The organism is Antarctobacter sediminis (assembly GCF_019218285.1).
GTDB lineage: Bacteria > Pseudomonadota > Alphaproteobacteria > Rhodobacterales > Rhodobacteraceae > Antarctobacter > Antarctobacter sediminis.
Genome location: NZ_JAHUZG010000003.1, coordinates 170,954 through 197,057 on the forward strand (window position 1 = coordinate 170,954; position 26,104 = coordinate 197,057).

25 protein-coding genes are annotated in these 26,104 nt (G+C 63.7%); 12 read left to right on the top strand and 13 right to left on the bottom strand.

The window, feature by feature from the left end; translation table 11 throughout:
- The first annotated feature begins 26 nt into the window (after positions 1–26).
- The 7 genes from KJP30_RS15895 (at position 27) to KJP30_RS15925 (ending at position 9,277) form a co-directional block, all read left to right on the top strand.
- Entirely contained in the window at positions 27–992 is a 966-nt protein-coding gene (locus KJP30_RS15895) for a cupin domain-containing protein (protein WP_218450324.1), read from the top strand.
- Positions 993–1,001: 9 nt separating this feature from the next.
- Positions 1,002–1,448: a hypothetical protein gene (locus KJP30_RS15900; RefSeq protein ID WP_218450325.1), complete on the top strand. Its 447-nt coding sequence runs from the start codon at positions 1,002–1,004 to the stop codon at positions 1,446–1,448.
- Positions 1,445–2,566, top strand: coding sequence for a cobalamin-independent methionine synthase II family protein (locus KJP30_RS15905; RefSeq protein ID WP_218450326.1), 1,122 nt, complete (start codon positions 1,445–1,447; stop codon positions 2,564–2,566). The genes KJP30_RS15900 and KJP30_RS15905 overlap by 4 nt, the downstream gene beginning before the upstream one ends.
- Before the next feature lie 29 nt (positions 2,567–2,595).
- Positions 2,596–3,264, top strand: coding sequence for an alpha/beta fold hydrolase (locus tag KJP30_RS15910; protein WP_218450949.1), 669 nt, complete (start codon positions 2,596–2,598; stop codon positions 3,262–3,264).
- A gap of 85 nt (positions 3,265–3,349) precedes the next feature.
- The gene (locus tag KJP30_RS15915) at positions 3,350–4,321 is read left to right on the top strand and encodes a GlxA family transcriptional regulator (RefSeq protein ID WP_218450327.1); all 972 of its coding nucleotides are present in this window, start codon (positions 3,350–3,352) and stop codon (positions 4,319–4,321) included.
- Between the two features lie 142 nt (positions 4,322–4,463).
- On the top strand, positions 4,464–6,881 hold the full coding sequence (locus KJP30_RS15920) for a GcvT family protein (RefSeq protein ID WP_218450328.1): 2,418 nt from the start codon (positions 4,464–4,466) through the stop codon (positions 6,879–6,881).
- A gap of 5 nt (positions 6,882–6,886) precedes the next feature.
- Complete coding sequence (locus KJP30_RS15925) at positions 6,887–9,277, top strand: GcvT family protein (protein WP_218450329.1); 2,391 nt, start codon at positions 6,887–6,889, stop codon at positions 9,275–9,277.
- Positions 9,278–9,291: 14 nt separating this feature from the next.
- On the opposite strand, the gene KJP30_RS15930 is transcribed toward KJP30_RS15925, so the two are convergent.
- Positions 9,292–9,963: a GntR family transcriptional regulator gene (locus KJP30_RS15930; RefSeq protein ID WP_218450330.1), complete on the bottom strand. Its 672-nt coding sequence runs from the start codon at positions 9,961–9,963 to the stop codon at positions 9,292–9,294.
- Positions 9,964–10,039: 76 nt separating this feature from the next.
- On the opposite strand from KJP30_RS15930, the gene KJP30_RS15935 reads away from it, so the two are divergent.
- A complete protein-coding gene (locus KJP30_RS15935; RefSeq protein ID WP_218450331.1) occupies positions 10,040–11,098 on the top strand; it encodes an AbrB family transcriptional regulator in 1,059 nt (352 codons plus the stop codon).
- Here the strand turns inward: KJP30_RS15935 and KJP30_RS15940 are convergent.
- The 8 genes from KJP30_RS15940 to KJP30_RS15975 all read right to left on the bottom strand — a co-directional run bounded on the left by KJP30_RS15940 (position 11,067) and on the right by KJP30_RS15975 (position 18,664).
- A complete protein-coding gene (locus KJP30_RS15940) occupies positions 11,067–12,044 on the bottom strand; it encodes a D-2-hydroxyacid dehydrogenase family protein (RefSeq protein ID WP_218450332.1) in 978 nt (325 codons plus the stop codon). The two genes, KJP30_RS15935 and KJP30_RS15940, sit on opposite strands and share 32 nt — an antisense overlap.
- A complete protein-coding gene (locus KJP30_RS15945) occupies positions 12,041–12,274 on the bottom strand; it encodes a hypothetical protein (protein WP_218450333.1) in 234 nt (77 codons plus the stop codon). Before KJP30_RS15945 ends, KJP30_RS15940 begins: the two co-directional genes overlap by 4 nt.
- 80 nt (positions 12,275–12,354) lie before the next feature.
- On the bottom strand, positions 12,355–12,516 hold the full coding sequence (locus KJP30_RS15950) for a hypothetical protein (RefSeq protein WP_218450334.1): 162 nt from the start codon (positions 12,514–12,516) through the stop codon (positions 12,355–12,357).
- Positions 12,517–12,527: 11 nt separating this feature from the next.
- Positions 12,528–13,337: a universal stress protein gene (locus KJP30_RS15955; RefSeq protein WP_218450335.1), complete on the bottom strand. Its 810-nt coding sequence runs from the start codon at positions 13,335–13,337 to the stop codon at positions 12,528–12,530.
- A 1-nt stretch (position 13,338) separates the two neighbouring features.
- Positions 13,339–14,427: a 4-oxalomesaconate tautomerase gene (locus tag KJP30_RS15960; RefSeq protein ID WP_218450336.1), complete on the bottom strand. Its 1,089-nt coding sequence runs from the start codon at positions 14,425–14,427 to the stop codon at positions 13,339–13,341.
- Positions 14,424–15,485 (bottom strand): isocitrate/isopropylmalate dehydrogenase family protein, encoded by a 1,062-nt coding sequence (locus KJP30_RS15965; RefSeq protein ID WP_246594582.1) that lies wholly within the window; start codon positions 15,483–15,485, stop codon positions 14,424–14,426. The genes KJP30_RS15960 and KJP30_RS15965 overlap by 4 nt, the downstream gene beginning before the upstream one ends.
- Positions 15,482–17,512, bottom strand: a complete 2,031-nt coding sequence (locus KJP30_RS15970) for a tripartite tricarboxylate transporter permease (protein WP_218450337.1) — start codon at positions 17,510–17,512, stop codon at positions 15,482–15,484. The genes KJP30_RS15965 and KJP30_RS15970 overlap by 4 nt, the downstream gene beginning before the upstream one ends.
- A gap of 75 nt (positions 17,513–17,587) precedes the next feature.
- Entirely contained in the window at positions 17,588–18,664 is a 1,077-nt protein-coding gene (locus KJP30_RS15975) for a type 2 periplasmic-binding domain-containing protein (protein ID WP_218450338.1), read from the bottom strand.
- A 151-nt stretch (positions 18,665–18,815) separates the two neighbouring features.
- On the opposite strand from KJP30_RS15975, the gene KJP30_RS15980 reads away from it, so the two are divergent.
- Both KJP30_RS15980 and KJP30_RS15985 read left to right on the top strand, forming a co-directional pair.
- The gene (locus KJP30_RS15980; protein WP_218450339.1) at positions 18,816–19,484 is read left to right on the top strand and encodes a response regulator transcription factor; all 669 of its coding nucleotides are present in this window, start codon (positions 18,816–18,818) and stop codon (positions 19,482–19,484) included.
- Positions 19,481–20,848, top strand: coding sequence for a sensor histidine kinase (locus KJP30_RS15985; protein WP_218450340.1), 1,368 nt, complete (start codon positions 19,481–19,483; stop codon positions 20,846–20,848). The genes KJP30_RS15980 and KJP30_RS15985 overlap by 4 nt, the downstream gene beginning before the upstream one ends.
- 52 nt (positions 20,849–20,900) lie before the next feature.
- Here KJP30_RS15985 and KJP30_RS15990 read toward each other — a convergent pair whose 3' ends face one another.
- A complete protein-coding gene (locus KJP30_RS15990) occupies positions 20,901–21,725 on the bottom strand; it encodes an aldo/keto reductase (protein ID WP_218450341.1) in 825 nt (274 codons plus the stop codon).
- Between the two features lie 69 nt (positions 21,726–21,794).
- Positions 21,795–22,976, bottom strand: a complete 1,182-nt coding sequence (locus tag KJP30_RS15995; RefSeq protein WP_218450342.1) for an MFS transporter — start codon at positions 22,974–22,976, stop codon at positions 21,795–21,797.
- Between the two features lie 97 nt (positions 22,977–23,073).
- On the opposite strand from KJP30_RS15995, the gene KJP30_RS16000 reads away from it, so the two are divergent.
- The gene (locus KJP30_RS16000) at positions 23,074–23,967 is read left to right on the top strand and encodes a LysR family transcriptional regulator (RefSeq protein ID WP_218450343.1); all 894 of its coding nucleotides are present in this window, start codon (positions 23,074–23,076) and stop codon (positions 23,965–23,967) included.
- A 13-nt stretch (positions 23,968–23,980) separates the two neighbouring features.
- Here the strand turns inward: KJP30_RS16000 and KJP30_RS16005 are convergent, their stop codons facing one another.
- Positions 23,981–24,220 (bottom strand): hypothetical protein, encoded by a 240-nt coding sequence (locus tag KJP30_RS16005; protein ID WP_218450344.1) that lies wholly within the window; start codon positions 24,218–24,220, stop codon positions 23,981–23,983.
- Here KJP30_RS16005 and KJP30_RS16010 point away from each other — a divergent pair.
- Positions 24,219–24,713, top strand: coding sequence for a DUF2165 family protein (locus KJP30_RS16010; protein WP_218450345.1), 495 nt, complete (start codon positions 24,219–24,221; stop codon positions 24,711–24,713). The two genes, KJP30_RS16005 and KJP30_RS16010, sit on opposite strands and share 2 nt — an antisense overlap.
- On the opposite strand, the gene KJP30_RS16015 is transcribed toward KJP30_RS16010, so the two are convergent.
- A complete protein-coding gene (locus KJP30_RS16015; protein ID WP_218450346.1) occupies positions 24,710–26,020 on the bottom strand; it encodes an MFS transporter in 1,311 nt (436 codons plus the stop codon). The two genes, KJP30_RS16010 and KJP30_RS16015, sit on opposite strands and share 4 nt — an antisense overlap.
- Positions 26,021–26,104 lie beyond the last annotated feature (84 nt).

A 26,104-nucleotide genomic window follows, 5' to 3' on the forward strand; every position in this document is an offset into this window, starting at 1 on the left:
TCCCAACTCATTCAAGGAACAAACAGATGACACCCCAAGACATGGAAACCCGCATCGTTCGCTACGGTGACCTGCAACCCTGCAAGACCGCCTTCATCGACGCCCACACACCGGGCAGCGATCAGAAGGAAAACTTTACCATCATCGGTGGCGGCGTGTCTGAATCCCCCGATCAGCACGTCCACATCTCGGTCCCGCATGGTTTCAACATCGGCGCCGCGGGTCAGCCGCCGAAATGCCGCAACTCGTTGCACGATCACCGCACGGCCGAGGCGTTTTTTGTCCTTTCAGGGCGCTGGCGGTTTTTCTGGGGCCGTTGGGGCGACGCGGGTGAGGTTGTTCTGGAAAAGGGCGACATCTTCAACATTCCCACTGGCATCTTTCGCGGGTTCGAGAACATCGGAACCGATTACGGGATGATCATGGCGATCCTCGGCGGTGACGATGCCGGGGGCGGCGTCATGTGGGCGCCGCAGGTGATCGAGGACGCCGCGGACCATGGGCTGGTGCTGGGCGAGGATGGCAAGCTGTACGATACCAAGCGCCAGCAGCGCCTGCCGGAAGGCGTCAAGCCGATGCCGCTGATGTCCGAAGAGGAACTGGCCAAGCGCCCCGAGCCGACGACCGCCGAAGTGCTGCCCAACCATGTTGCCCGCTACTGGGATCTTGTCGCGCTGTCCGACAAGACGCCGGCCAAGGTTATCGGTGAAAGCGGCATCCTTCGCGACAAACCGGGCTTCGAGGTTGATTTCATCACGCGCGCCTCGGCGACCGAAGCCAAGCACGCACATGACAAGCCTTCGGTCCTGATGCCGGTCACGGGTCATTGGAAAGTCACATGGGATGGCGGTTCGGCGACGCTGGCGCCGGGCGATACCATGTCCGTGCCGGAAAACCTTGCCCATTCGGCGGTGCCGTCGATGACCGGCGAGGCCGCGATGTATCACATCGTGGCCACCGGCGATCCGGCTGGCCTGACCTGGAAAGGCTGACGGCTGCGTATGAGGTTCATCCTCGCCTTTGTGACAGCCGTGGCCGCGATCATCCTGATCGGGGCCATTGCCGACGGTGACTGGCAGGCCCTGCTTTACGCGGGGCCTGTCGTGATTGTTGCAGGGGCTTTGCTGTGGCGCAATCTGCAAGACCCCGAAGTAACCCGCAGGAATGGATTGCGGGCACGGGTGACATTTACCTTTGAACCCGGTGACGGCGTCAGGCGCGACGGCACCTATGCCCGCGTCAACACACACCCTGCGGATTGGCATGTCACGCTGCAACGGACGCCGGAACGCGGTGACATGCAGATCTACGACACCCCGCATCGCGGCTGGGTCTGGCTGGGGCCGGACGGGCTGCCTGAACGGGTCAAGATCTCATACGCCACGACCTGGAAAACATGGCCGGTTGTCAGTGCGGCCCCAATCTCAACAGAAGGACCAAGCTCATGAGTGTTTCCACGACACATGTCGGCTCTCTGCCCCGCACGCAGGAGGTGGTCGATTTCATCTTTGCCCGTGAACAGGGCAAATCCTATGATCAGGCGGCCTTCGATGCCTGTATGACGGCGGCGGTTTCGGAAACCGTGCGCAAGCAGAAAGAGGCCGGCATCGACATTGTCAGCGATGGCGAGACCTCCAAGATCAGCTATGCCACCTACGTCAAGGACCGTTACACCGGGTTTGACGGGGACAGCCCGCGCAACGCGCCCGCCGATCTCAAGATGTTCCCCGGCTTTCTGAAACGGTTGGCCGATGATGGCGGCACTCCGAAATACGCCCGTCCCATGTGTGTGGGCGAAGTCAAATCCAAGGGGCAGGGCGAGTTGGAAAAGGACATTGCCAACCTCAAGGCGGCGATGGCCGATCACGGCATTGATCGCGGTTTCATGAACGCTGCCTCGCCGGGCGTGATCTCGCTGTTCCTGCAAAACGATTTCTACAAGACGCGCGAGGCTTATCTGGCGGCACTGGCCGACGCGATGAAGGCGGAATACGAAACCATCGTCGGCGCCGGGCTGGATCTGCAACTGGATTGTCCCGACCTTGCCTTGTCGCGGCATATGCTGTTCGCCGATCTCAGCGACGAAGAATTCGTCAAGATTGCTGATGCCCATGTCGAGGCGCTGAACCATGCGCTGTCCGACGTGCCGCAGGACAAGGTGCGGGTGCACATCTGCTGGGGCAACTACGAAGGTCCGCATTGCTGCGACATTGGCATGGACAAGGTGTTCACCACCCTGATGAACACCAAATCGCGTTACGTGCTGTTCGAAACCTCGAACCCGCGCCACGCCCATGAATGGACCGTCTTCCGTGACCGCAAGGCCGAAATCCCGGAGGATAAGGTGCTGGTGCCCGGTGTCGTCGATACCACGACCAACTTTGTCGAGCACCCGCAGGTCGTCGCTCAACGCATCCAGCGGTTCACCGAAATCGTCGGCAACGACCGGGTGATCGCGGGCAGCGACTGTGGCTTTGGCACCTTCGCGGGTTTTGGCGCGGTTGATCCCGACATTGCCTATGCCAAGCTGGCAACGCTCGCCGAAGGCGCGGCGCTGGTTTCGTGACCGAACCGCTGATCCTTTTGCCGGGCATGATGTGCGACGGGCGGCTGTTTTCGCCGCAGGCCGCCGGATTGCCCGGTGACATCAGAACGGCGGGGCTGACCTCGGCGGACAGCGTTCAGGCGCTGGCGGCCCATGTTCTGGCCGAGGCGCCCGGGCGTTTTGCGCTGGGCGGTTTGTCGATGGGGGGGATCGTGGCGATGGAGATCGTCCGGCAAGCCCCCGACCGTGTTACCCGGCTGGCGCTGATGGATACTAACCCGCTTGCGGAGCGTGACGAGGTCAAGGCCCGGCGCGGCCCCCAGATGGACAAGGCGCGGCAAGGCCGCTTGGCCGAGGTGATCCGGGACGAGATGAAACCGAACTACCTTGCCGATGGGCCACGGCGGGCAGAGATCCTGGATCTGTGCATGGAAATGGCGCTGGAGCTGGGGCCAGAGGTTTTCTGCCGCCAGTCGGTTGCCCTGCGCGACCGCCCTGATCAGACGGAAACCCTGCGCGCCTATCGCGGGCCGACGCTGATCCTGTGCGGGGCCGACGATAAACCCTGCCCGGTGTCGCGCCATGAACTGATGCACGGATTGATGCCGCATGCGACCCTGACGATCATCGCGCGGGCCGGGCACCTGCCCACGTTGGAACGGCCCGAGGAAACGAACGCCGCGCTGGCGCGCTGGCTGACGCTGGAACCGGCGGGCTGACCGGGACCGCTTCGGCCTTGACAGGGGGCGGGGCGGCTCGCAACTGGGGGCCGGAACAACGGGGCGCAGGCCGGGGCAGATCGCGATGGACAGGCAAACGACCAATTTCGTCTTCTTGATCGAAACCGGGTTCACAATGCAGGCGTTTTCCTCGGCGGTCGAAGTCCTGCGCCTTGCCCGCAAGTTTGGCGATGCCAACCGTCTGGATTATTCGGTTGTCACGCTGGACAACGGGCCCGTGGCAGCGTCAAACGGGCTGAAGGTGCTGCCAAACCGGGACATCGAAGACATCCCGCCCAATGCGATCATTGTTTCGGTCGCCGGGGCGGGCATCGAAACCCAACATGACCCGGTGCTGGTGGGCAAACTGCGGCGCTGGGCCCGCGAAGGTCACGCGACATGGGGGATGTCTTCGGGTGTGGTGCGGCTGGCGCAGGCCGGTCTGGTCGATGGTTGTCGGGTTTCCGCCCATTGGGAAGATGTCCCCTACCTCAAGGAAAACCACCCCGAGGTCGAGCTTTCGGCCTCTTTATTCGTTCTTGCGTCACCGCATTCGACCTGCGCGGGCGGCGGGGCTTCGGCGGACCTGATGCTGAACTATATCGCGCGCGAAGTCTCGGAGTCGCTGGTGGACGAGATCGCCTCCCGCCTGATGATCGACGGGGTCCGGGACGGGCGCATGAAACAGCACCTTCCCACCGAGTTGCGTTATACCACGGCCAACACCACCATTTTTGCCGCCGTCCGCCTGATGGAAGCCAACCTATTCGAGGCGCTGCCGGTTCATGAGGTCGCCCGCCGGGTCGGTGTCTCGCAACGGCAACTGGAACGTCTGTTCAAGGCCGAGTTCGAGAAATCCCCCAAGGGTGTCTATCAGGAAATGCGTCTGAGCGAGGCCCGGCAGGAGGTGCTGGCCGGTCGCCGCAAGATCATCGACATCGCGTTGGACTACGGTTTCGAATCCGCAGCCTTTTCCAAGGTCTACCGCCGTGCCTTTGGCGTGCTGCCGTCCAAGGACCGCGAACGGCAGGTCATACCCATGTCGCGATCTTCCTGACAGGGCGTCGATAAACGCACGGCGGCAGGTTCGCCACGTTCCTAGCCTTGGCCAAGTTCAAGGAGGATCGCATGGCACGCAAGGAACCGCGCAACAGACCGGCCCAAGAGTCGCCGCCCCTCACGGGCACCGGGGGCATGGCATGACAACCCATGCGCGGATCATCATCATCGGGGGCGGAATTGTCGGCGTCTCGACGCTGTACCATCTGGCCAAGGCGGGCAAACAAAGCGCCCTTTTGCTGGAGCGGCGCGAACTGACCGCCGGGGCGACATGGCATGCGGCGGGCAATGTCCACACGCAATCCGCCTATGCCAATCTTTCAGCCCTTCAGGCCTATTCTCTGCGGCTTTACGACGGGCTGGCCGCTGAGGTCGGGCAAGAGGTGGGCAGCCATGTGGTTGGCGGGTTCTTTCTTGCCCAGACCCGGGAACGGATGGAAGAATTCAAACATCTCGCGGGCAAGTTCCGGGCGCTGGAACTGGACTATGAACTGGTGACCCCGGTCGAGATCAAGGCCAAGTACCCTTTGCTGAACGTAGACGACCTGTACGGCGGCGCATGGGACCCGGAAGAAGGCTATGTCGATCCCTATTCGGTGACGATGGGGCTGGCTGCCGGGGCACGGAAATACGGAGGCCAGATCCGCCGCAACACGCAGGTCGACGGCATCACGCGGTTGCCTTCGGGCCATTGGCGGCTGACCGCGGGCGACGAGGTGTTCGAGTGCGAAATCCTTGTCAATTGTGCCGGTTTCTGGGCGGATGAGGTGGCCCGCATGATCGGCACCCGGCTGCCGATCACCAACATGGAACACCAGTACCTTGTGACGGAAACCATGCCCTCGGTCGCGGCACTGGATTACGAACTGCCCATGATCCGCGATTGCGACAGCCAGTATTACCTGCGGCAGGAGGGGCAGGGACTGTTGCTTGGACCATGGGAACGCAACTGCCGCCGTGCATGGAATACCTTGGGCGGGCGGGCGCCTTGGTCCTTTGGGCAAGAGCTGTTCGAGGATGATTGGGACCGGCTCGAAGAGGGGTTGGGCGCGATATTTCATCGGGTGCCGGATTTGGCCTCGGCCGGACTCAAGCGTGGCGTGAACGGAGCCATCAGCTTTGCTCCGGACGGGCGGCCTATGATCGGTCCGATGCCGGGTGTGCCGGGGGTCTTCGTTGCCTGCGGTTTCCTTGGCGGCATCGCGCAGGGGGGCGGCATCGGGCTGGCCATGAGCCAGTGGATCCTCGAAGGCGAAAGCGAACTGGATCTGCATTTCATCGACGTCGCCCGCTTTGGCGATTGGACGACCCGCGAATTTGCCCGCGAGCGCACGCATGAAATCCTGCCGATCCGATATGAGCTGATCTATCCGGGGATCGAGCGTCGCTCTGGCCGCCCGCTCAAGACCACGCCGATTTACAGCGATCTTCTGGCGCGGGGCGCGGTCATGGGGCAGGCTTATGGCTGGGAACGCCCCTTGTGGTACGCCCCCGAAGGCGTGGAACCAGTGGACGTGCCCAGCTTTCAGCGCCCCAACTGGTGGGAACACGTCGGGACAGAGGCGCGGGCCATGGCGGCGGGATGCGGCCTGTCCGAGATGTCGTCCTATGGCAAATTCCGCATCTCGGGGCCGGACGCGCGCGGCTTCCTCGATCACATCGGCAGCGCCAGGTGCCCTGAAACGCCGGGGCGCATGGCGCTGTCGCTGATGCTGAACGAACGCGGCGGGATCGTCGGCGATTTGACGATCGAGAACAGCGGCGATGGCAGTTTCTATTGTGTCGGTGCGACGCTGGGCGTGGCGCTGTACCAGCGCTGGATGGAAGGCCATACCAAGGGTTTCGATGTCACCATTCAGAACGTGACCGACCAGATCGCCGCGCTGGGCATCGCGGGGCCAAAGTCGCGTGCATTGCTGAATGCGCTGTCCGGCGGGGCCTTTGACGATTTCCCTTTCATGACCTCGAAAGAGGTCGAGGTGGGGCGCGTGCGCTGCAGGGCGGTGCGCATCTCCTTTTCCGGAGAGATGGGTTGGGAATTGCATTGTCCGATGCTGAACCAGAAAACCCTGTTCGATACGCTGATGGCGGCGGGCGCGGACCATGGGCTGACCTTGGTGGGCGGACGGGCCATGGGGATGCTGCGGCTGGAGAAAGGCTATCGCAGCTGGGGCGCGGAAATGACCACCGAAGTCACCCCCACAGCCGCCGGGCTGGGCCGCTTTTGTTCGACGAAAAAGGACTACATCGGCCGTGCGGCTGTGGACCGCGAGCGTGCCGCACCGCCAGCCAAGCGGTTTGTCACGCTGGAGGTCGACCCTGCTGCGCCGCCTTGCTGGGGCACCGAACCGGTGCTGAAGGACGGGGCGCTGATCGGTTATGTCACCTCGGGTGGCATGGGCTGGCGCACGGGCAAGATGCTGGCCGTGGCCTGGGTGCAGGCCGGGGCCGTCGATCCGGGGGCCGCGCTGGAGGTCCAGATCCTGCTGAACACGTACAAGGCCGCGGTCCTTGCCGATCCGGTCTATGATCCGACCAACGCCAGACTGATGGGGTAAACCATATGTCCGCACTTCCTTCTCATGCTTCGGTTGTCGTCATCGGCGGCGGCATCATGGGCTGTTCGACGCTGTACCACCTTGCCCGGATGGGCGTGGGTGACGCGATCCTTCTGGAACGCAACAAGCTGACCTCGGGCACGACATGGCACTCGGCGGCGCAGGTGCGCGCGCTGCGCCATTCGCAGAACCTGACCCGGATGATCCAGTATTCCGTGGATCTGTATTCCCGGCTGGAACAGGAAACCGGGCAATCGGTGGGATGGATCCAGAAGGGATCCCTGTCCATTGCCACCACGCCAGACCGCCTGACCCATGTGAAACGGCAAGAGGCGCTGGCCCATGCCTACGGGATCAAGGCGCATTCGGTCAGCGCGGCAGAGGCCAAGGAACGCTGGCCGCTGATGAATGCCGGGGATGTGCTGGGCGCGGTCTGGTCGCCGGATGACGGGCGGGTATCCCCCTCGGACGTCTGCGCGGCACTGGTCAAGGCGTCGAAGGTGCTGGGCGCTCGCCTTTTCGAGAACACGGGCGTGACCGGTATCCTGACCGAAAACGGCCGCATCACGGGGGTCGAGACAACGCAGGGCACCGTGATGTGTGATGCGGTGGCGCTGTGCACAGGCCTGTGGTCGCGCGAGGTGGGGGCGATGGCCGGGGCCGAGGTGCCGTTGCTGGCCTGCGAACATTTCTACCTGCTGACCAAGCCTGTCGACGGCATCACCGGCAACATGCCCACGCTCAGCGATCACGACAGCCATCTGTATATCCGCGACGATTCCGGCGGGCTTTTGGTGGGGTGCTTTGAACCGATGGGCAAACCCATTGCGCCCGGCGTGCTGGATGAAAGCTTTGAATTCGGCCTGTTGCCCGAGGACTGGGATCACTTTGAGCCGATGATGGAACTGGCCCTGCATCGGTTGCCGTCGTTGGAAACCGCCGAGGTCAAGATGCTGCTGAACGGGCCAGAAAGCTTTACGCCTGATGGCACATTCATGCTGGGCGAAACCGCCGAGACGCGCGGTCTGTTCCTTGGGTGCGGTATGAACTCGGTTGGTCTGGCCTCGGGCGGGGGGGCTGGCATGAACCTTGCCCATGTGATCGTGCATGGTCACACGGCCTATGATCTTGGCGAAGCTGACGCCAAGCGGTTTGCGCCGGTCTTCAACTCGGTCGAGCACCTGATGGCCCGCGCGCCCGAGATCCTTGGCACGCATTACGACATCGCCTATCCGGGCAAACAGCTCAAGACCGCGCGCGGCCTGCGCAAGCTGCCTTTGCACGATGCCTATGCGGCGGCGGGGGCGCAGTTCGGCCAGTTCTACGGTTGGGAACGCCCGCTGTATTTCGGCAAGACGGCAGAGCCGGTCTTGCGGTTCGACCGGCCCGACTGGTTCGAGAACGTTAAGGGCGAGGTCATGGCCGCCCATGAAAGCGCGGCGATCTTCGATGCCTCTTCCTTTGGCAAGATCGAGGTAAACGGCCCCGATGCCGAGGCGTTCCTGCTAAAGACCTGCGCAGGGCAGATGGCGCGCAAACCGGGATCAGTGATCTATTCCGCGATGCTGAACCCGCGCGGCACCTTTGAAAGCGACCTGACCGCACAGCGCATCGCCGAGGACCACTATCGGCTGTTCACGGGCACCAATGCGATCAAACGTGACCTTGCGTGGCTGCGCCGCGCGGCCGATGGTTTTGACGTGACGCTGGAGGACAGCACCGAAAAATATGCTGTTCTGGGCCTGATGGGTCCCGATTCGGCCCGCATCGTGGCAGAATGCGGCGCGCCTGAGCTGAACGCGCTTGGCTATTTCAAGGTTGGCCCGGCGCATATCGCGGGCAAGCATGTGCGTGCTGCGCGCCTGTCCTATGTCGGTGAGGCGGGCTGGGAAATCACTTGCCTATGGGAAAACGCAGCTGCGGTCTATGCGGCGCTGACCGCGGCGGGTGCCCGCCCGGCGGGCCTGTTCGCGCAGACCTCGATGCGGATCGAAAAGGGGTTCTGCGCCATGGGGCACGAACTGGACGGGGATACCACGCCTATCGCTGCCGGACTTGATTTTGCCACCCGCAAATCGGGCGGTTTCACCGGGGCCGAGGCGCTGGCCAATGCGCGAGCCGATGGGGCGCAATCGCGTGTCGTGTCGCTGATCCTTGACGATGAGACGGCCGTTCCGCTGGGGCATGAGCCTATCTTTCTGGGCGACGAAATTGTTGGTCAGACCTCGTCCTGCGCCTTTGGCTATCGGGTTGGCAAACCCGTGGCGTTGGGCCATACGCGCCGTCCTCTGGATCACGGCACGCGCGTCGAGATCGACATCGCGCGCCAGCGTTTTGCAGCGCGCGTCGTACATGGCCCGCTGTTTGATCCCCAAGGTCTGCGCATGAAGGGCTGATCCGCTTTGGCGGCCTACATCAGGTCGCCATCGTACAGGGGACGGGCGCGCAGGGTTCGGACCCTGACCCGTTGCGCGGCCTCGATATGGGCGCGCATGGCGGCCTCGGCCCGCGCGCCGTCCCGCGCCTGAACCGCGTCCAGAACGGCGAAGTGTTCTTTGACCGCCAGTTCGGCGCGTTCGGGGTTGGTCAGCGTGGTCGGGCCAAGGATCATCATCGCCCGTTGCAGCGAGGTCATTGACCGGGTCAAGAACCGATTCTTGGCCGCGTCCAGCAGCGCCGCGTGAAACTGGCGGTTCAGGGGGAAAGCCTCGGGCGTGCCGCGCTGGGTTTCCAGCGCGCGGTTCATATCGATCAATTCCTCGATTTCAATGTCCGAGGCGGCCCGCGCGGCCAACCGCGCGGCAGTGCCTTCCAGCACTGCGCGCATCTCGTACAGGTCCATGACCTCGGCGTATTCCAGCGTGCGGATGCTGGCGCCCTGACGCGGGACGTGGCTGACGATGCCGTCTGCCTCCAGCTGACGGATCGCTTCGCGTACAGGGGTGCGGGACATGCCCAGCCGTTCGGCCAGATCGGTTTCGCGCAGACGGTCCCCGGGGCCAAGCCGGCCCGCGCGCAGTTCATCCAGCAATCTGTGGTAGGCGGCGTTGCCCTGTGGGGCGCTGTCGTCTTCGCTGGTCATTTTCTCTCTCTGTCCGTCTTGTGTCCTTATGTATGCAGGCGTATACAAAACCTGTCAAGACGGACAGGAGGTCCCAATGGACGAGAACCCCCAACACCCAAACGCCCGCCGCGCCATGACCTTTGCGCTGGCCGCAAGCGGGGCGTTCCTGTTCTGGGCGCTGGGTCTGCCGCTGCCGTTCCTGTTCGGGCCCATGTCCTTCTGCCTTGCCGGGGCGCTGTTGCACGCGCCGCTGAAGGGCTTTGGACAGGTGTCCGTCGCGGCCCGCACGATCCTTGGCGTTGCGGTCGGGGCCTCGATCACGCCCGAGGTCATCGGAGAACTGCCCCGCATGGCGCTGTCGGTGGCGCTGGTGCCAGTGTTCATCGGGCTGATCGCGCTGATCGGCGTTCCCTTCTTTCGCAAGCTCTGGGGGTTCGACGCGCCAACCGCCTATTACGCGGCCATGCCCGGAGGATTGCAGGACATGGTGATTTTCGGCACCGAAGCCGGGGCGAACCCGCGCGCGCTGTCGCTGGTTCATGCGACCAGAGTGCTGATCATCGTGACCGTGGCGCCGTTTTACCTGACCCATTTTCAGGGCGTCGGCCTGACGAACCCCATCGGCGCCCCTGCTGCCGAATTGCCGTTGCACGAACTTGCCCTGATGGCGGCGGCGGCGCTAATCGGCTGGAAGGGTGGGGTTCGGATCGGCCTGTTCGGAGCCTCGATCCTTGGGCCGATGATCGTCACGGCGATCCTGTCGCTGACCGGGTTGATCCATAGCCGCCCCCCGGCTGAGGCGGTGCTGGTGGCGCAGTTCTTTATCGGATGCGGAATCGGGGTGCATTTCCTTGGCGTGACGCCAAAAGAGCTGACCCGCGTGGTTGCGGCGGGGGTGGCCTATGTGCTGGTCTTGGCGGCTCTGGCGGCGGTCTTTTCCGGGGCCGTTACCGCGCTGGGGCTGGGTCGGCCGCTGGAGGCTTTCCTTGCTTTCGCCCCGGGCGGTCAGGCCGAGATGACGGTGCTTGCCATCGTTACCGGCGCTGACCTTGGGTTCGTCATCACCCACCACCTGACGCGGATCGTGCTGGTGATCGTGGGCGCGCCGCTGATCGCAGGGATCATTCGGCGGCGTTCAGAGCCTCCGGGTTGATGGCATGGATCGGCGCGCCGTCGGCAAAGGCGTTCACCTGCTCGAAGATGTCGGTGAATTGCAGGTCGAACTCATCCTCGGTGACGAAACCGATATGGGGCGTGCAGATCAGGTTCGGGTGGCCAAGCAGCGGATCCGCCGCATCGGTCAGCGGTTCGGTGTCAAAGACGTCCACAGCCGCCATGCCGGGTCGCCCGGCGTTCAGCGCCGTCAGCAGGGCACCGGGCGCGACCAGCCCCGCGCGCGAGGTGTTCACAAAGACCGCGCCGGGCGCCATCCGGCCAAGGTCTTCGGCGGTGATGATGCCCTTGGTCGCCGGTTTCAGACGGACGTGGACAGAGACAACGTCGGATTCTTCGAAGAAACTCTCGCGGCTTTCGGCAACGGTTTCGCCATCGGCCGCGGCCCGTGCGCGTCCTTCCGCCGAGGACCACCAGATCACCTTCATCCCGAAAGCGCGGGCGTAGTCCGCAACGGCTCCGGCGATCCGGCCGTAGCCGTACAGGCCCAGGGTCCGGCCGCGCAGGGTCTTGCCCACGCCCATCTGCCAGTGCCCGGCCTTGGCCGAGGCCATCTGTTGCGGGATTTGCCGCATGGCGGACAGGATCAGGCCCATGGTCAGTTCCGCCGCCGCATAAGACGGCGTGTCAGAGTGCATGTTGGAGCAAAGCAGCACGCCATTGTCGGTGCAGGCGGGCACGTCCACATGCGGATAAACGCTGCGCTGCGAGATCAACCGCAGGTTCGGCAAGCGTTCCAGCAAGCTGCGGGTGACAGCGGTCCGTTCCCGGAACAGCACCAGAGCCTCTGCCTCGGCCAGCCGAGCCGCCAGCGTGTCTTCGTCCGCATGATCGGTCCAGACGGTGACATCGTGGCCCTTGAGCAGATCGAAACAGGGCAAACCACGCAGGGTGTCGAACCAATCGTCGAGAATGTGAACTTTCATCGGCTTTCCACTCCTGCCCCGGGCCGCAGGGTGCGGGGCGTTGCCACAAAGACCTCGGCTTCCAGCGCGTTCAGGGCGTTGCGCAGCCGGCTGCGGGTTTCCAGAAGATGCGTGTACTGCGCATCACAGCCCGAAACCGGCCCCGGATAGGCGGCCAGTTCATCAGATACGGATGACATGGCCGTGCGCAACATGCGCCCGGCCTGTGCGATTTCGGCGGAAGCGGTCATTGGAATACCTCGGTCGCTGTTTCTGCATACAATGGTACACAACAATGCCGGATCAAATCAACATCCGCCGAAAACTGCGTTCACCCCTCGCAGGACAGCGCCTTGAGCGCTTTGCTGACCCGGCGGTGCAGATCATCCAGTGTGCGGGGATCGCCCGACTTGGTTTCGATCTTGTGCACCAGCTCATCGCGCAGGGTTTCCAGTGCGGCGACCGCCGAGCGAAGTTGCGAATATTCAGTCATCGGTTCCTCTTTTAATGAGACAACAGGACGGGGATCTGGATGTCGCGCAGGACGCTGGCGGTCAGCCCGCCCAGCAGGTCCTCGCGGAACTTCGAATGCTCATAGGCACCCATGACCAGCAACGAGGGATCGTGCCGCTGGCAATGCGAGAGGATGGCGGCGGCCACGGATTGCGTATCCGGCCAGCCGTGGTGTTCCATCTCGATGTCATGACGGGTGAGATGCGTTTGCAGCGCCTCCAGCGTATCGGTTTCGCCCACGGTCAGAACGCTGACCTTGCCCTGTGCCTCCAGCAGACGAAGGCTGTCCGACAGGGCACGAGCGGCGGCGCGGCTGCCGTCCCATGCCAGCGCCGCGTGGCTGTGGCGTGAACCGGCGTCATAGCCATCGGGCACCACGACAACCGGGCGCCCCGACATCAGGGCGATCTTGTCGGGATGCAGGCGCACGTGTTCGTCATCGTCATCCATTTCGCGGCCGACAAAGATCACGTCAAAGGTGCGGGCCGCTTCGGACAGGGTTTTGTCCACGCGACCCGGTCGCACGACAAAGCTCAGCCCGTCGCCAAGGCCCAGTTCGGGCCGCAAGGCGTCCAGCCGTCCTTCGATGGCGCTGAGGATGTCGGCCTTGGCCTCGGCCAGCAGGCTGCGCGCCTCTGCCGGGATCCAGCGCGAGCGGGTGTCAAAGGTTTCATGAGTCGAATGCGCCAGCATGGCGGTCACATGAGCACCCCGGCTGTGCGCCAGCGAGGCGGCATAGCGCAGGGCGGCCTCGGACGCGTCGGAACCGTTAAAGGCCACAAGAAGATTCATGATCGGCATGTCACAGTCCCTTCCAGATGCGGGCGGGCACGAACACCTTGCCCTCGGCCAGTTTGCGGGCCGTGCGCAACAGCCCGGCAGAGTTCAGCGCAAACCCCTCGGTGGTGTCGTAATCGACAAGCACCTCGATGGTGCCCGAGGCATGTTCCAACACCACATTGGCGGGGTTTTCGTTGGGCCGGTTCAGCAGTCCGTCCGCAACGGTGCCCGGGGTCAATGCGCATGAGGCAAGGCACTGCGAACCGGTGACAGCCATGCTGGGATGCGTGGTCCACGGCATGAAATAGCGGGTGGCGATGGTGCCGCCGTCGCGGGCAGGCGCCAGCAGGCCGAACTTTGGGGTAACGGATTTGGACACGTCGCCCATGCCCATTAGCTCTCCGGCTTTCAGGCGGATGGACTCCATCCGGGCAAAGAACGCCTTGTCTTCGTCCAACTCGGCCACGGTTTCATGGCCGGTCAGGCCGAAATCCTCGGCTTTGGCGATGGCCATGGGCATCGCGACATCCATGCAGGTGACGTCGATCCCGTCGATCTGGTCCCGCAGGTTGCCTGTGGGCAGAAATTTCCCTGTCGAGGACCCGACAACCCCCATGAAGTTCAGCGCAACAGGTGCGGCACTGCCGGGGACGCCGGCGATCTCGGTCTCGCCGTCGTAGGTGATCTCGCCGCCCGGTGTCTGGACCTTTGCCAGAACCTTTGCGCCGGTGTTGACGGCGCGGATCTTGATTTCGGTCACGTCGCCTGCGGGCTGGATCAGCCCCATCTCGATGGCGGCGGGACCGACACCGGCGAGGATATTGCCGCAGGTCGGTTTGAAATCGACCAACTGGTCCTCAACCGAAACCTGCGCAAAGAAATAGTCGATATCGGCCCAGTCATCGTCCGAGCGCGACAGCATGGCGACCTTGGTTGTCACCGCGACACCGCCGCCGATGCCGTCGATGTTGATCGGGTGGCCCGACCCCACGGCGGCGACAAGGACCTGCGCAAGGGTCTCGCGGTCCTCGGGCAGATCGGCGCGGTTGAAATAGGGCCCGCGCGAGGTGCCACCACGCATGAAGACAAAGGGGATGCCGGTCTGGCTCATGTCAAAGCCTCTTCGATGGTTGAGCAGAGTTGATGGGTGAAGGCGGTGGTGCCAAGCGCGCCGCCAAGATCGCCGGTGCGGGTGGCCGGATCGGCCAGCGCGCGGCTGATGGCGGTTTCGATGGCGTCGGCGGCGCATGCCTCGCCCCGGTGGCGCAAAAGCATCGCCAGCGACAGGATCAACGAGGTCGGATTGGCGCGGTCCTGCCCGGCGATATCGGGGGCCGAGCCGTGCTGCGCCTGTGCGACGGCATGTTTGTCGCCATGGTTCAGCGACCCGGCGAGACCCAGCCCGCCCGAAAGCTCGGAGGCGAGATCCGAGAGGATGTCGCCGAACATATTGGTGCAAAGCAGCACGTCGAACCGGTCGGGATGGCGCACCAGATGGGCGGCGGCGGCATCGACCAGCAGTTCGTCATAGGTGATATCGGGAAACTGCGCGGCGATCTCGCGGCAGACGCGCAGGAAAAGCCCGTCGCTCAAACGCATCACATTGGCCTTGTGGATGGCGGTCACGCGCTTGTTGCGCCTCTGTGCAAGGGCAAAGGCCGCCATGGCAATCCGGCGCGAGCCTTCTTCGGTGATCTTGCGCATGGCCAGCGCCACGCCGGGGACGGGCGCAAACTCGCCGCCGCCTTCGAACATGTTGCGATCGGCGTAAAAGCCTTCGAGGTTCTCCCGCGCGACAAGCAGGTCGAAACCGCGCCGCGAAGGTGCCTCCAGCCCGGGATAAGTCCGCGCGGGCCGGATATTGGCGTATAGTTCCAGCGCGACGCGCAGCACGCCCGAAGGGTTGCGCCCGCCTTCCGCCACCGGCGGGTAATCATTGTGCGAGACGGGGCCAAGAATGACCCCGTCCGCCTCTTTTGCCTGCTCGATGATTTGCTCGGGGATCGTTGTCCCCATTGCCTGCAATGCGGCAAAGCCGATCTGCGCCTCCTTGACCCGAACCGGGCGGGACATCAGCGGGCCGACCGCACGCAGGACGCGCAGGGTGGCGGCCGTGATCTCGGGGCCGATGCCGTCTCCGGGCAGGGCAAGAAGGCGCAGGTCGCTCATTTCAACGGCCAGGGCAGATCGACATAGGCTTGCAGCAGGCCCGGCGGGAAGTCGCGGTTCAGCGACCATGCCATCAGGCACATGAAACCGATGCCGCAGGCGGTCAGGATCAGCGTCTTGGCCCAGCCGGCCCCGGCGCGCACCCGCAGGAAGGCGACAAGGAAGCCGACCAGCGCAAGGATGAAGCCCACGAACCATGTGGCGGCGATCAGCCCGGCGAACCACGCCAGCGTCGACCACAGCCCATAGGGCGCATCCGCATCCTCACCGGCAATTTCCTTGTCGGCAAAGATCACGTCCGTTTCCGGGCGCATCATCATCTGCACCAGCATGATCAGGCAGCATCCAAGGGCGATCCCGCCAATCACCAGCGGCACGATCTTGTCCGTCAGGTTGTAGTCGGGGATCATGTTGGCATTGACCAGCGCCACCACCAGATAGGCCACGATCACCAGCAAAAAGACCAGCGGCGCGCGCTTGGACCCGGACTGAACGTCGCCTTCGGCCATGATGCTCTTCGCCTGCCGGATGCCCAGAACGACGGACACCACGGTGACGATGATCAGCACGATCACGATCGGGGAAAAGATATAATCCATGCCCTCTTCGAACGACTTGCGGAAACGGAAGGACGCGATCTGGAACGCCTGGTTCGAGAATTTCTCGACCGGGTTGGACAGCACGAAACCGATCAGAAAGGCCGGGCGCGACCAGTCGAACCGGCGCAGGAAGATACCGATCAGGCCGATGGCAAAGAGCGCCAGCAGGTCTTCGAAGTTCTGGCCCGACTGGAATGCGGCGAAGGAGATCAGCATGAACAGGAACGGCGCGAGGTAGGTGAACCGGATCGTCGTCAGTTTGGCGATGCCGCCCGAGGCCGCGATGCACAGCAGGGTGCCCACCACGTTGGCCAGCGCCAGCAGCCAGACGATCGAATAGGTGATGTCGAGGTTGTCGCGCAGCATCGACGGGCCGACCTCGATATCGCCGGATCCCAGCAGGGCAATCGCCCCGATAAAGATTGCCATCGACCCAGAGCCGGGAATACCGAACAGCAGGGTGGGGACAAGGCCGCCGCCTTCCTTGGCGTTGTTCGAGCTTTCCGGTCCGATCACGCCGCGGATCTCGCCTTTGCCGAAATTCGACTTGTCCTTGGTGGTCTGCACCGCGTGGCCATAGGCGATCCAGTCCACGACCGAGCCACCAAGGCCCGGAATCACGCCGACAAGAACGCCGATCAGGGAGCAGCGGACCGACAGCCACTTGTTGGCGACCCAGTCCTTGACGCCCGCGCCCCAACCGGCGCCCAGCTTGGCATCCTTGGCGATGGAACGGTCCTGCCGCAGCAGGCTGATGATCTCGGGCACGGCAAAGATGCCAAGGCCCACGATCACCAGTTTCAGACCGTCGGTCAGATAGGGGATGTCATAGGTTGCCATGCGAAGGCTGCCGCCCGCGTCGGCCTCGCCGATGGTGCCGATCATCATTCCAAGCCCCGCCGCCGCCAGCCCCTTGAGCGCCACGCGCCCGGCCAGCACCGCGACCATCGACAGGCCCAGAACGGTGATCATCAGCATTTCGGGCAGGCCGAAAGCCAGAACGATCGGCCGCGCCACAAGGATGAACAGCGTCAGGAACAGCGCGCCCACCAGCCCGCCGAACAGCGACGAGGTAAAGGCCGCCGACAGCGCCCGCGCGGCCTGTCCCTTTTTTGCCAGCGGAAAGCCGTCCAGCACGGTCGCCTGCGACGCGGAGGAACCGGGAATCCCCATCAGGACCGAGGCAAAGGTATCCGAGGTCGGGACCACGGCCACCATGCCGATCATCAACGCAAGACCCAGAACAGGATCCATCCCGAACATGAAAGGCAAAAGCAGCGAAAGCCCGGCAATTCCGCCCAGACCGGGAAAGACACCCACGGCCAGGCCCATGACGACGCCAAGGACAAGATAGCCCAGGACGATTGGTTGCAGGATCAGCGCCCATGCCTCGCCAAGTGCGGGCAGGGCGGTCGCGATAGCATCCATCGCAGCCCCCTAATTTTCAGGATGGTGAAAAGGAAAACGGCCCCGGGGGATGCCCGAGGCCGCAGGTGGTCACGCTTATTTCAGCGTGACGCCGTAGGCTTCTTGCAGCCAGTTCACGACAAAGGCCTTGGCTTCGGGCGACACCGAGGTGCCGGCCACGGTGGCCTTTTTCGCGCCTTCACCGACGAAGACATCGTATTTGCCCACACGCTTGGCCGCGATGGTGGCAAAATCGTCGCGCTTGCGTACGGCGTCAAAGGCAGCGGTGTAGGCGTCGACGTATTCCTGCGGCGTGTCGCCGGGCAGGAAGGCGATCTTTTGCACCGGGAAACCGGAGATGAAGAAGGCTTTCCATGCGTCCCATGCCTCACCGCTGGTTTCGCAGCCCTCGGTGGCCTCGCAGACTTCCTTGAAGGTCGGGATGTCAGGGAAGGTCGGGTCGCGGACGATGTCGCCGTCGTCGTTCAGCGCGCCCCAGGTCATCATCGGCACGGCCTTGCCCTGAGCCACCAGTTCCGATGCCGCGCCCAGATAGGCGGACGAGGTCTGGTAGTCGATGGTCGCTTCGCCGCGTTCGAACATCAGGCGGCCGTCACCGCGACCCTTGATGCCAAAGACCGGCTCGACGTTCATGCCCAGCATTTCCCATGCCAGCAGCGGAACAAGGTCCAGACGGGTTGCGCCCTGCGAGCCGTAGATGAAGTCGATGTCCTTCAGACCGTTGGCCGAGCCGTCGAACTTTGCGCCATCCTCGGGGTTCAGGTAGGCCACGCCGCCGGTGCCCGATGCCATGACCGGGGTCCAGTCGCTGTATTCGTAGCGGACGCGCGGATCATCCAGTAGATAGGGGAACTGGGTCGAACCCGAGGTGCCGAACAGCAGCGTGCCGTCGTCGTGTTTCTGGTTCTGGAACCAGTTTGCGCCCTTGGTCGAACCTGCGCCCGGCATGAACTTGACCACGACGGTCGGGTTGCCCGGCAGTTCCTCTGCCAGCAGCGGACCAAAGAAGTTGGCCCATTTGGCCGACCCGCCGGTTTCCGAGAAGGGGATCACCCACTCGATGGTCTTGCCGGAAAAATCGACCTCGGCCAGCGCGGGCGCGGCCATCAGGGCAAGTGCGGCAACGGAGTTTGCAAGATGCTTGATGGTCATTGGTGTCCTCCCATAGACCTTATGGATCGGGCGGGTCTGTCCCCGCCGATGCGTTTGCGTATTCTTCAGGGAACGAATCCCTCCTCCAACGGCGGTTAACCTGCCGTTTCAACCTTGCGTGAAACTTGCGCAGTCGGGAGAAAAACTGACCATGCGTATAGCAGTCGTCGAAGACAACGTGGAACTGGCCAACGGGATCGCCTTCAGGTTGCGGGATCGTGGCCATTCGGTGGACGTTCTGCACGACGGGGCAGAGGCGGCGGATTTCCTTGCGCGTGAGGGTGCGGACATCGTGGTGCTGGACATCAACCTGCCGGGGCGGGACGGTCTGGCGGTGCTGCGCGGGCTGCGCAAGGCAGGCGATGGCACGCCGGTGATCCTGTTGACCGCGCGCGGCGATACGCAGGACCGGGTTGCCGGGCTGGACAGCGGTGCGGATGACTACCTGACCAAACCCTTTGACATGGACGAACTGGAGGCTCGCCTGCGCGCGCTGGCGCGACGCAAGGATCTGGTCTTTTCCGCGCGCGATCAACTGGGCGCTCTCGTCTTTGACCGGACCAGTCGGCAATTGATGGCGGATGACCAGCCGCTGGAGGTTCCCCGTCGCGAGATCGCCGTATTGGAATGCCTTGTCGAACGACGCGGGCGCATCGTGTCCAAGGCGCAGTTGACGGCGCATGTCTATGGCACCGGGGCGGACGTGGATGACAGCGCGGTGGAACCGCATGTGTCCCGCCTGCGGCGCAGGATCGAACCGCATGGCATCCGGATCAAGACGGCGCGCGGTCTGGGCTATATGCTGGAGACCGACGGGTGACCGAACGCACGCCTTCGCTGCGGTTGCGACTGTTCGCGCTGATTGTCACGCCGCTGCTTTTCGTGGCCGTGCTGTTGGGGATCTGGCGCTATCAGGTGGCGCAGGCCACTGCCGAAGAACTGTTTGACCGGGGGCTCTTGTCGGCGGCGCTTGCCATTTCCCGTGATGTGGCGATTTCCGAAGGCGATGCTTTGTCCCCCCGAACGCGCAAGCTGATCTCCGAGGCCGGCGGGGGAGAGGTCTTTTACCACGTGACCGGGCCGGGGGGCGTCTATGTAACGGGGTACGCCTATCCGCCGGTGGGCCAGTTCGACAACCTGCCGGGCGTGCCCGAATACCGGGTGGCTGACTATCGCGGCGAAGCGGTGCGCCTGTTGCGAATGTCCGAGACAACGACCATTGGCAACCTGACGGGGCAAAGCGTGGTGACGGTCTGGCAGCGGGTGTCAGACCGCCATGCCTTTGCTTCGGAACTGGCGCGGCGGGCCATGCTGCTGATCGCCGGGCTGATCGTTGCACTGGCGATCGTGGTCTGGTTCGGCGTCGATTGGGGGCTGCGTCCGCTGCTGGATTTGCAGGATGCCATCGAACAGCGGACACCGGACGACCTGGCGCGTATTCGCCGCGCCGTCCCGGTCGAGGCGCGGGGCATCGTATCCACCCTCAACCGCCTGTTGGGGCAGGTCGAGGCCAGCATCCAGTCGCATCAGGCCTTTATTTCGGATGCCGCGCACCAATTGCGCAATCCCGCTTCGGCGATCCTTTCGCTGGCTGAAAGCCTGCCCGGGGTCAGCGACCCGGATGAACGCCGCCGCCGTGAGGCCGAACTGATCGGCGCGGCGCGAAAATCGGCGCATCTGGCGCAGCAGTTGTTGTCGCTTGAACGGTTGCGCCATGGCTATTCCATGCCGGAAACCGAATTTGATGTGGTGGCCATGTCCGAAACGACCTGCGCGGAACTTGCCCCGCGTGTGCTGGCTCAGGACGTGGATTTTTCCTATTCCGGTGCGCCGCTGCCGCTGTTGGTCCGGGGCGATGAGGTTCTGCTGGCCGAGGCGCTGGGCAACCTGGTGGACAATGCGCTGCGCCACGGGGGCTCCGGCCTGTCGCGTATCGCCGTCGAGGTTGTGGCCGCGGAGCCGGGGGTGAGGATCACCGTAAGCGATGACGGCAAGGGGTTGCCGCCGGACAAGGCCGCGCTGGCCTTCAGCCGCTTTGGTCAATTGCAGCCTGGAAATGGCAGCGGGCTGGGGCTTGCCATCGTCGATCAGGTGGCGCGGCTGCATGGGGGCGAGGTTCGGATCGAAGAGGCCGGGGAAGGCGCGCGCATTTCGCTGCGCCTGCCCCTTGCCACCAGTCACTGAACGAAAGGCGACGCGCCACCACGGGCGGTGCGGCCCCGTTCGCGCAGCGCGATCAATCCCAGTCCGGCGCGAGGCTGTCGGGCGACACGATCCGCCCATCCGGTCCGGCCAGCGTGTCGATCCGCGCAACCTCGTCTGTGGTCAGGGTCAGTTCTGCCGCTGCGAGGTTCCCGGCCAGCCGCGATTTGGTGGCCGTCTTGGGGATCGCAACGCCATTCGGCTTTTGCAGCAACCATGCGACCGCGATGGCCGCGGGCGAGGCCCCATGCGTGTCCGCGATCTCTTGCAGAACGGGGTCTTTCATCACTTTGCCCTGCGCCAGTGGCGAATAGGCCTCGAACGGGATGCCGCGAGATTCAAGGTGCGCCAGCAGCTTTGACTGGTCGATGAACGGATGCAACTCGACCTGATTGGCGGCGACGGGGGCCGAAAGGATCGATTCCGTCTCTGCCACCTGTTTGATGGTGAAATTGGACACGCCGCCAAAACGAACCTTGCCCTCGGCAATCAGGGCGTCCAGCACCGGCAGGGTTTCCGACAGCGGAACATCCCGTGACGGCCAGTGCAACAGCAGCAGGTCGATATAGTCGGTGTTCAATGTCTTCAGCGATTTTTCGGCGGCGGCCCGGAAATCGGCGGCGGCAAAATCGCGGGGCAGGATCTTGGTGGTGACAAAGACCTGTTCGCGCGGGGTGCCAGAGGCGCGCAGGCCTTCGCCGACCTCTGCCTCGTTCTCATAGGCCTGTGCGGTGTCGATATGGCGATACCCTTCGGCCAGCGCCGCGGCGACGATGTCACGGGTGTCCCCGGCGGGCATCCGAAAGGTGCCAAGGCCAAGGTTGGGGATTTTGGCGGGTCCGATCGTGCGGATGGGCATGTCAGTCTCCAGTTTGGTCACAGGGAGGAAATGAGCGGAACGGCGCATAGGTTGCGCCGTTCCGTAACGTCATTCGGCAGGGGCCGCGCGGCGCGTGCCTCTGTCCAGCTGCCCGGACACACGCACCAGCACGATGCCAAGGGCCACCACGAGCGCGCCGACAAAGGGGGCGGCACCAAGGCCCATTCCGGCAACGACCAACCCGCCGGCCCATGCGCCAAGTGCGATCCCAAGGTTGAAGGCACCGATGTTCAGGCCCGAGGCGACATCGACGGCACCCGGGGCCACTTCACGGGCGATCTGCACCACGTAGGATTGCAGCGGGGGCACGTTGGCAAAGGCGAAGCCACCCCAAAGACCGACGACGGCAATGGCGGCCACGGGCTGCGGCAGGGCAAAGCCAAGCGCCACCAACATCACCGCAAGCCCGGCAAAGATGACGGTCAGCGAACGCACCGGGCCGACACGATCCGCCAGTTTGCCGCCAAGGATATTGCCCGCAGCAACAGAGACACCATAGACAAGGATCACAACGCTGACGGCGGTGGTCGACAGGTTGGTGATGTCTTCCAGCATCGGCGCAAGGAAGGTGAAGGCGATGAAGTTGCCGCCATAACCGACCGCGGTGATCAGGTAGACCAGCAACAGGCGCGGCGACGTCAGAACCTGCGCCTGGGCGCGCAGCGACGGGGCTTCGCCCTGCCGCAGGTTCTTTGGCACCAGAATGGCCGAAGAGATCAGCCCGATCAGGCCAAGCGCAACGACGCCAAGGAAGGTGGACTGCCAGCCAAAGCTTTGCCCGATCCACGTGCCCAGCGGAACGCCGGTCACAAGGGCGACAGTCAGGCCCATGAACACCAGCGCGATGGCCGAGCTTTCTTTTTCGCGGTCGACAAGATCGGTGGCGATTGTCGAGGCAATGGCAAAGAATACGCCATGGGCAAGGCCGGTGATGAACCGTGCCGCCAGCAGGCTGTCATAGCCGGGCGCGAAGGCGGCAAAGGTATTGCCGATTAGGAACAGGGCCAAAAGGGCCAGCAACAGGCGCTTGCGTGGCATGTTGCCTGCAAGGGCCGTCAGCACGGGTGCACCGATGGTTACACCAAGCGCGTAGACGCTGACCAACAGGCCAGCCGAGGGCAGCGACACGCCAAGATCGGCGGCGATTGTGGGGATTAGGCCGACGATAACGAACTCGGTCGTTCCGACGGCAAAAGCGCTGATGGTCAGCGCCCAGAGTGCGAGGGGCATTGGGAATCTCCCGGGGTGGGTTTCAGTCTCGACCGGAGAGATGCACCGGGATAGTCTTTGCGTGAACAGACGGATTATCAAAAGAGCTTTGCGTCAAATGCACGAATTGCCCCAGACCCGTGATCTTGCCGTCTTCCTTGCGGTGATCGACCATGGCGGCTTTGCCGAGGCGGGGCGCTTTCTGAACAGCGCGCCATCGACATTGAGCCGGACGGTGTCGCGGTTGGAAACGGAACTGGGCATAACGCTGTTGCGGCGCAGCACGCGGGCCATCGAACTGACGCCCGAAGGGCGCGACCTGATGCAGGCTGCGCGTGAAATCGTGGCCCGCGCCGAAGCGTTGTCGGAACTGGCCGAGCAGGGGCGGGCACCGCGGGGTCCCTTGCGGGTGGATGCGCCGGTGCCTTTCGTGCTGCATCGCATTGCGCCCACGCTGTGCGAGTTCCACAGGCGCTACCCCGAGATCTCGCTTACGCTGGATATGAACGACGAGGTGATCGACCTTTTTGGCAGTCACGCAGACGTTGCGATCCGGTTTGGCCCGCTACGGGACAGCGGCATGTTGCGGCGCAGGCTGGGGCAGTCCGCATGGACGCTGGTCGCTGCGCCGGACTATCTTGAACGCAATGGTGTTCCGCAGCGCCCCGAGGATCTGGCGGATTTGGAACAGGTCCGTTTCGCCGCGCCCGAACATATCAACGATCTGCGTTTCGATGGCATGGAAGAGCCGGTGCGGCCCCGAAGCTCTGTCGCCGCCACCAATGGCGAGGCGGTCCGCAGGCTGGTTCTGGGCGGTCTGGGCATCGCGCGGTTTTCCGATTTCATGGTTGCCGATGATCTTGCGGCGGGGCGGCTGGTGTCGCTGTTTCCCGATCGCTTGCAGGCCGAACCGCTGGAAATCACTGCCCTGTATCTGACCCGCGCATCCGGGTTACGTCGGCTTGCGGTCTTTCTGGAATGGCTGGAGGAAGTCATCGCCGCCAGAACCTGAGGGCTGGCGCGTGTTAGCCCCGCGCAGGCCAATCCAGTTCAATTTGCAGGTGCGGCGGTTCCGCATCCAGCCGCCAGACCCGGCGCAAGACCCGCAAACGGGTGCCGTCTGGCAATGCGATTGTATCGCCAAGATGAACATTGCGCAGCAAATTCAGAGTGATAGGGTCCGCGTCGAATCTGTCTTCACCAAGTTTCGTCTGCGCTGCGGACGTCAGGTTCACGATTACCCCAAACCGGAGATCTTCCGTCATGCTTGTCCGCCTTTGCAAAATCGCGATGCTGCTTGCGCTTTCGCTTTTCGCATTCCTTGTAACCTTTAACAACGTGACCGATTACGGCTCGAATTTCGAGTTCGTCAAACATGTCCTGTCCATGGACACGACTTTTCCCGACAATGCCGGAATGTACCGCGCCATCACCGCCGAATGGGCGTGGCACGCCGGGTATTGGCTGATCATCGCGGGCGAAGGGCTGACCTGCCTTGCGCTTCTCGTCGGCGCGGTGCGCCTATTGGGGGCGCTGAATGCGTCGGGAGCGGAGTTCGACGCGCGCAAGGGCATGGCCGCACTTGGCTGTACGCTTGGCTTCCTTGTCTGGTTCGTCGGCTTCATGGCCGTCGGCGGCGAATGGTTCCTGATGTGGCAGTCCAGTATCTGGAACGGTCAGCAGGCCGCCTTCCGCTTTTACGTTTCTATCCTCGGGGTGCTGATCTTTGTCATGTTGCCCGACACGGACCGCGCCTAAGGCGCATCCGGGCGCTGCCCTTGATCAAGGGCCTTCAACCGCAGGATCAGCGCGGTGAGGGCCACAAGTGCAAGGGCGGCGATCCCGGCGGCAACGATCAGCGCAAGGTCATAGCCGCCGATCCGCCAAAGGGCGGCCCCGACCTGTGGCGACGTGGCCAGAGCCACAAGAAACGGCACCGCCATGAACCCCGAAATCGCGCCAAAGGCACGCCGCCCCAGCACCTGGGCTGTCACGACGGGTTTGAGGATGCTGATCAGCCCGTAGCTGGCCCCGAAAACCAGCGAAAAAGCATAGGCCGCCGCAGGCACATTCGTGGTCTGCATCAGCAGCAGGACCGCCATCAACACCCCGACAAAGGCCATTGCGGCCATGGCGATGGGGCTGACACGCCGCCCCAGCAGCATCATGGCCAAGCGACCGGCCACCTGCATCGGACCAAAAAGCGCCGAGGCCGTGACCGCCTGTGTCAGGCTGAGACCAGCGTCGGTCAGGATCGGGATGATATGCGCCAGAACCAGACCTTCGGTCAGGCCGATCAATGGGAAGGCGAGGAACAGCAGCCAGAATTCCGGGCGTCTGCGGGCGCTGCGAAAGGCCTCGCGGTCTTGCGCCACGCTTTCCGGTGTTCGCCTGTCTTCGGGGCAGCATTCGATCATCGTCGCGCCCGCGTATAACATCGGCACACCGATCAGCCCAACCGCGGCGGAAAAAATCCAGACCGCATCGCGCCAGCCAACGGCCTCGGCCAGAAAGGCGCCCGAGGGAAAGGCCAGCGTCGAGGCAAAACCGGCAACCAGCGTGATCAGGGTGATATTGCGCGTGGCGGCGTCGCCGGTGGTGCGTGTCACGAAGGCGAAACAGGGTTCGTACAGGCTTGCGCCTTGCGCTGCGCCGATGACCAGCCAGCAAAGGAAAAAACCGGCATAGCGGTCGACAAAACCGAGCGCGACCAACCCCAGCGCGCCCATGGCCATGCCACCGCTGAGAACCCAGCGCCCCAGCCCCCGGTCGATCAGCCGTCCACCCACCGGGGCGGCTGCGGCTCCGGTCAGAACGGCGGCCATAAAGGCAAAGGTCAGCCATTCCTTGCCCCATGTCAGGCCGGTTTCCCATGCAAGCAGAAGCGCGCCAAACACATAGTAAAGCCCAGCGTATCCGATGGTCTGGCCAACGGCGAGACAGCAGATCCCCAGCCGCTGCGCCAACACCGGATTGCGGCGGGCAAAACCGCCGAAGTCCAGACCGATGGCCATCCACGCCCGGTCAATGAACCGCCCGAGCGGCGCGATTGGGGATGTCGTCATTTCAATGGCCTGATGGTTCGATGGCCAAGGCGGTGACCCGCCTTGCCGGGCATCTCTAGTCACCGAGCATGTCAATGCAGTGAC

Excerpts from the sequence above, each read along its gene's own strand:
- KJP30_RS15895 (WP_218450324.1), top strand. The coding sequence starts at position 27 with ATGACACCCCAAGACATGGAAACCCGCATCGTTCGCTACGGTGACCTG.
- KJP30_RS15900 (WP_218450325.1), top strand. The coding sequence starts at position 1,002 with ATGAGGTTCATCCTCGCCTTTGTGACAGCCGTGGCCGCGATCATCCTG.
- KJP30_RS15905 (WP_218450326.1), top strand. The coding sequence starts at position 1,445 with ATGAGTGTTTCCACGACACATGTCGGCTCTCTGCCCCGCACGCAGGAG.
- KJP30_RS15910 (WP_218450949.1), top strand. The coding sequence starts at position 2,596 with ATGTGCGACGGGCGGCTGTTTTCGCCGCAGGCCGCCGGATTGCCCGGT.
- KJP30_RS15915 (WP_218450327.1), top strand. The coding sequence starts at position 3,350 with ATGGACAGGCAAACGACCAATTTCGTCTTCTTGATCGAAACCGGGTTC.
- KJP30_RS15920 (WP_218450328.1), top strand. The coding sequence starts at position 4,464 with ATGACAACCCATGCGCGGATCATCATCATCGGGGGCGGAATTGTCGGC.
- KJP30_RS15925 (WP_218450329.1), top strand. The coding sequence starts at position 6,887 with ATGTCCGCACTTCCTTCTCATGCTTCGGTTGTCGTCATCGGCGGCGGC.
- KJP30_RS15930 (WP_218450330.1), bottom strand. The coding sequence starts at position 9,963 with ATGACCAGCGAAGACGACAGCGCCCCACAGGGCAACGCCGCCTACCAC.
- KJP30_RS15935 (WP_218450331.1), top strand. The coding sequence starts at position 10,040 with ATGGACGAGAACCCCCAACACCCAAACGCCCGCCGCGCCATGACCTTT.
- KJP30_RS15940 (WP_218450332.1), bottom strand. The coding sequence starts at position 12,044 with ATGAAAGTTCACATTCTCGACGATTGGTTCGACACCCTGCGTGGTTTG.
- KJP30_RS15945 (WP_218450333.1), bottom strand. The coding sequence starts at position 12,274 with ATGACCGCTTCCGCCGAAATCGCACAGGCCGGGCGCATGTTGCGCACG.
- KJP30_RS15950 (WP_218450334.1), bottom strand. The coding sequence starts at position 12,516 with ATGACTGAATATTCGCAACTTCGCTCGGCGGTCGCCGCACTGGAAACC.
- KJP30_RS15955 (WP_218450335.1), bottom strand. The coding sequence starts at position 13,337 with ATGCCGATCATGAATCTTCTTGTGGCCTTTAACGGTTCCGACGCGTCC.
- KJP30_RS15960 (WP_218450336.1), bottom strand. The coding sequence starts at position 14,427 with ATGAGCCAGACCGGCATCCCCTTTGTCTTCATGCGTGGTGGCACCTCG.
- KJP30_RS15965 (WP_246594582.1), bottom strand. The coding sequence starts at position 15,485 with ATGAGCGACCTGCGCCTTCTTGCCCTGCCCGGAGACGGCATCGGCCCC.
- KJP30_RS15970 (WP_218450337.1), bottom strand. The coding sequence starts at position 17,512 with ATGGATGCTATCGCGACCGCCCTGCCCGCACTTGGCGAGGCATGGGCG.
- KJP30_RS15975 (WP_218450338.1), bottom strand. The coding sequence starts at position 18,664 with ATGACCATCAAGCATCTTGCAAACTCCGTTGCCGCACTTGCCCTGATG.
- KJP30_RS15980 (WP_218450339.1), top strand. The coding sequence starts at position 18,816 with ATGCGTATAGCAGTCGTCGAAGACAACGTGGAACTGGCCAACGGGATC.
- KJP30_RS15990 (WP_218450341.1), bottom strand. The coding sequence starts at position 21,725 with ATGCCCATCCGCACGATCGGACCCGCCAAAATCCCCAACCTTGGCCTT.
- KJP30_RS15995 (WP_218450342.1), bottom strand. The coding sequence starts at position 22,976 with ATGCCCCTCGCACTCTGGGCGCTGACCATCAGCGCTTTTGCCGTCGGA.
- KJP30_RS16000 (WP_218450343.1), top strand. The coding sequence starts at position 23,074 with ATGCACGAATTGCCCCAGACCCGTGATCTTGCCGTCTTCCTTGCGGTG.
- KJP30_RS16010 (WP_218450345.1), top strand. The coding sequence starts at position 24,219 with ATGCTTGTCCGCCTTTGCAAAATCGCGATGCTGCTTGCGCTTTCGCTT.
- KJP30_RS16005 (WP_218450344.1), bottom strand. The coding sequence starts at position 24,220 with ATGACGGAAGATCTCCGGTTTGGGGTAATCGTGAACCTGACGTCCGCA.
- KJP30_RS16015 (WP_218450346.1), bottom strand. The coding sequence starts at position 26,020 with ATGACGACATCCCCAATCGCGCCGCTCGGGCGGTTCATTGACCGGGCG.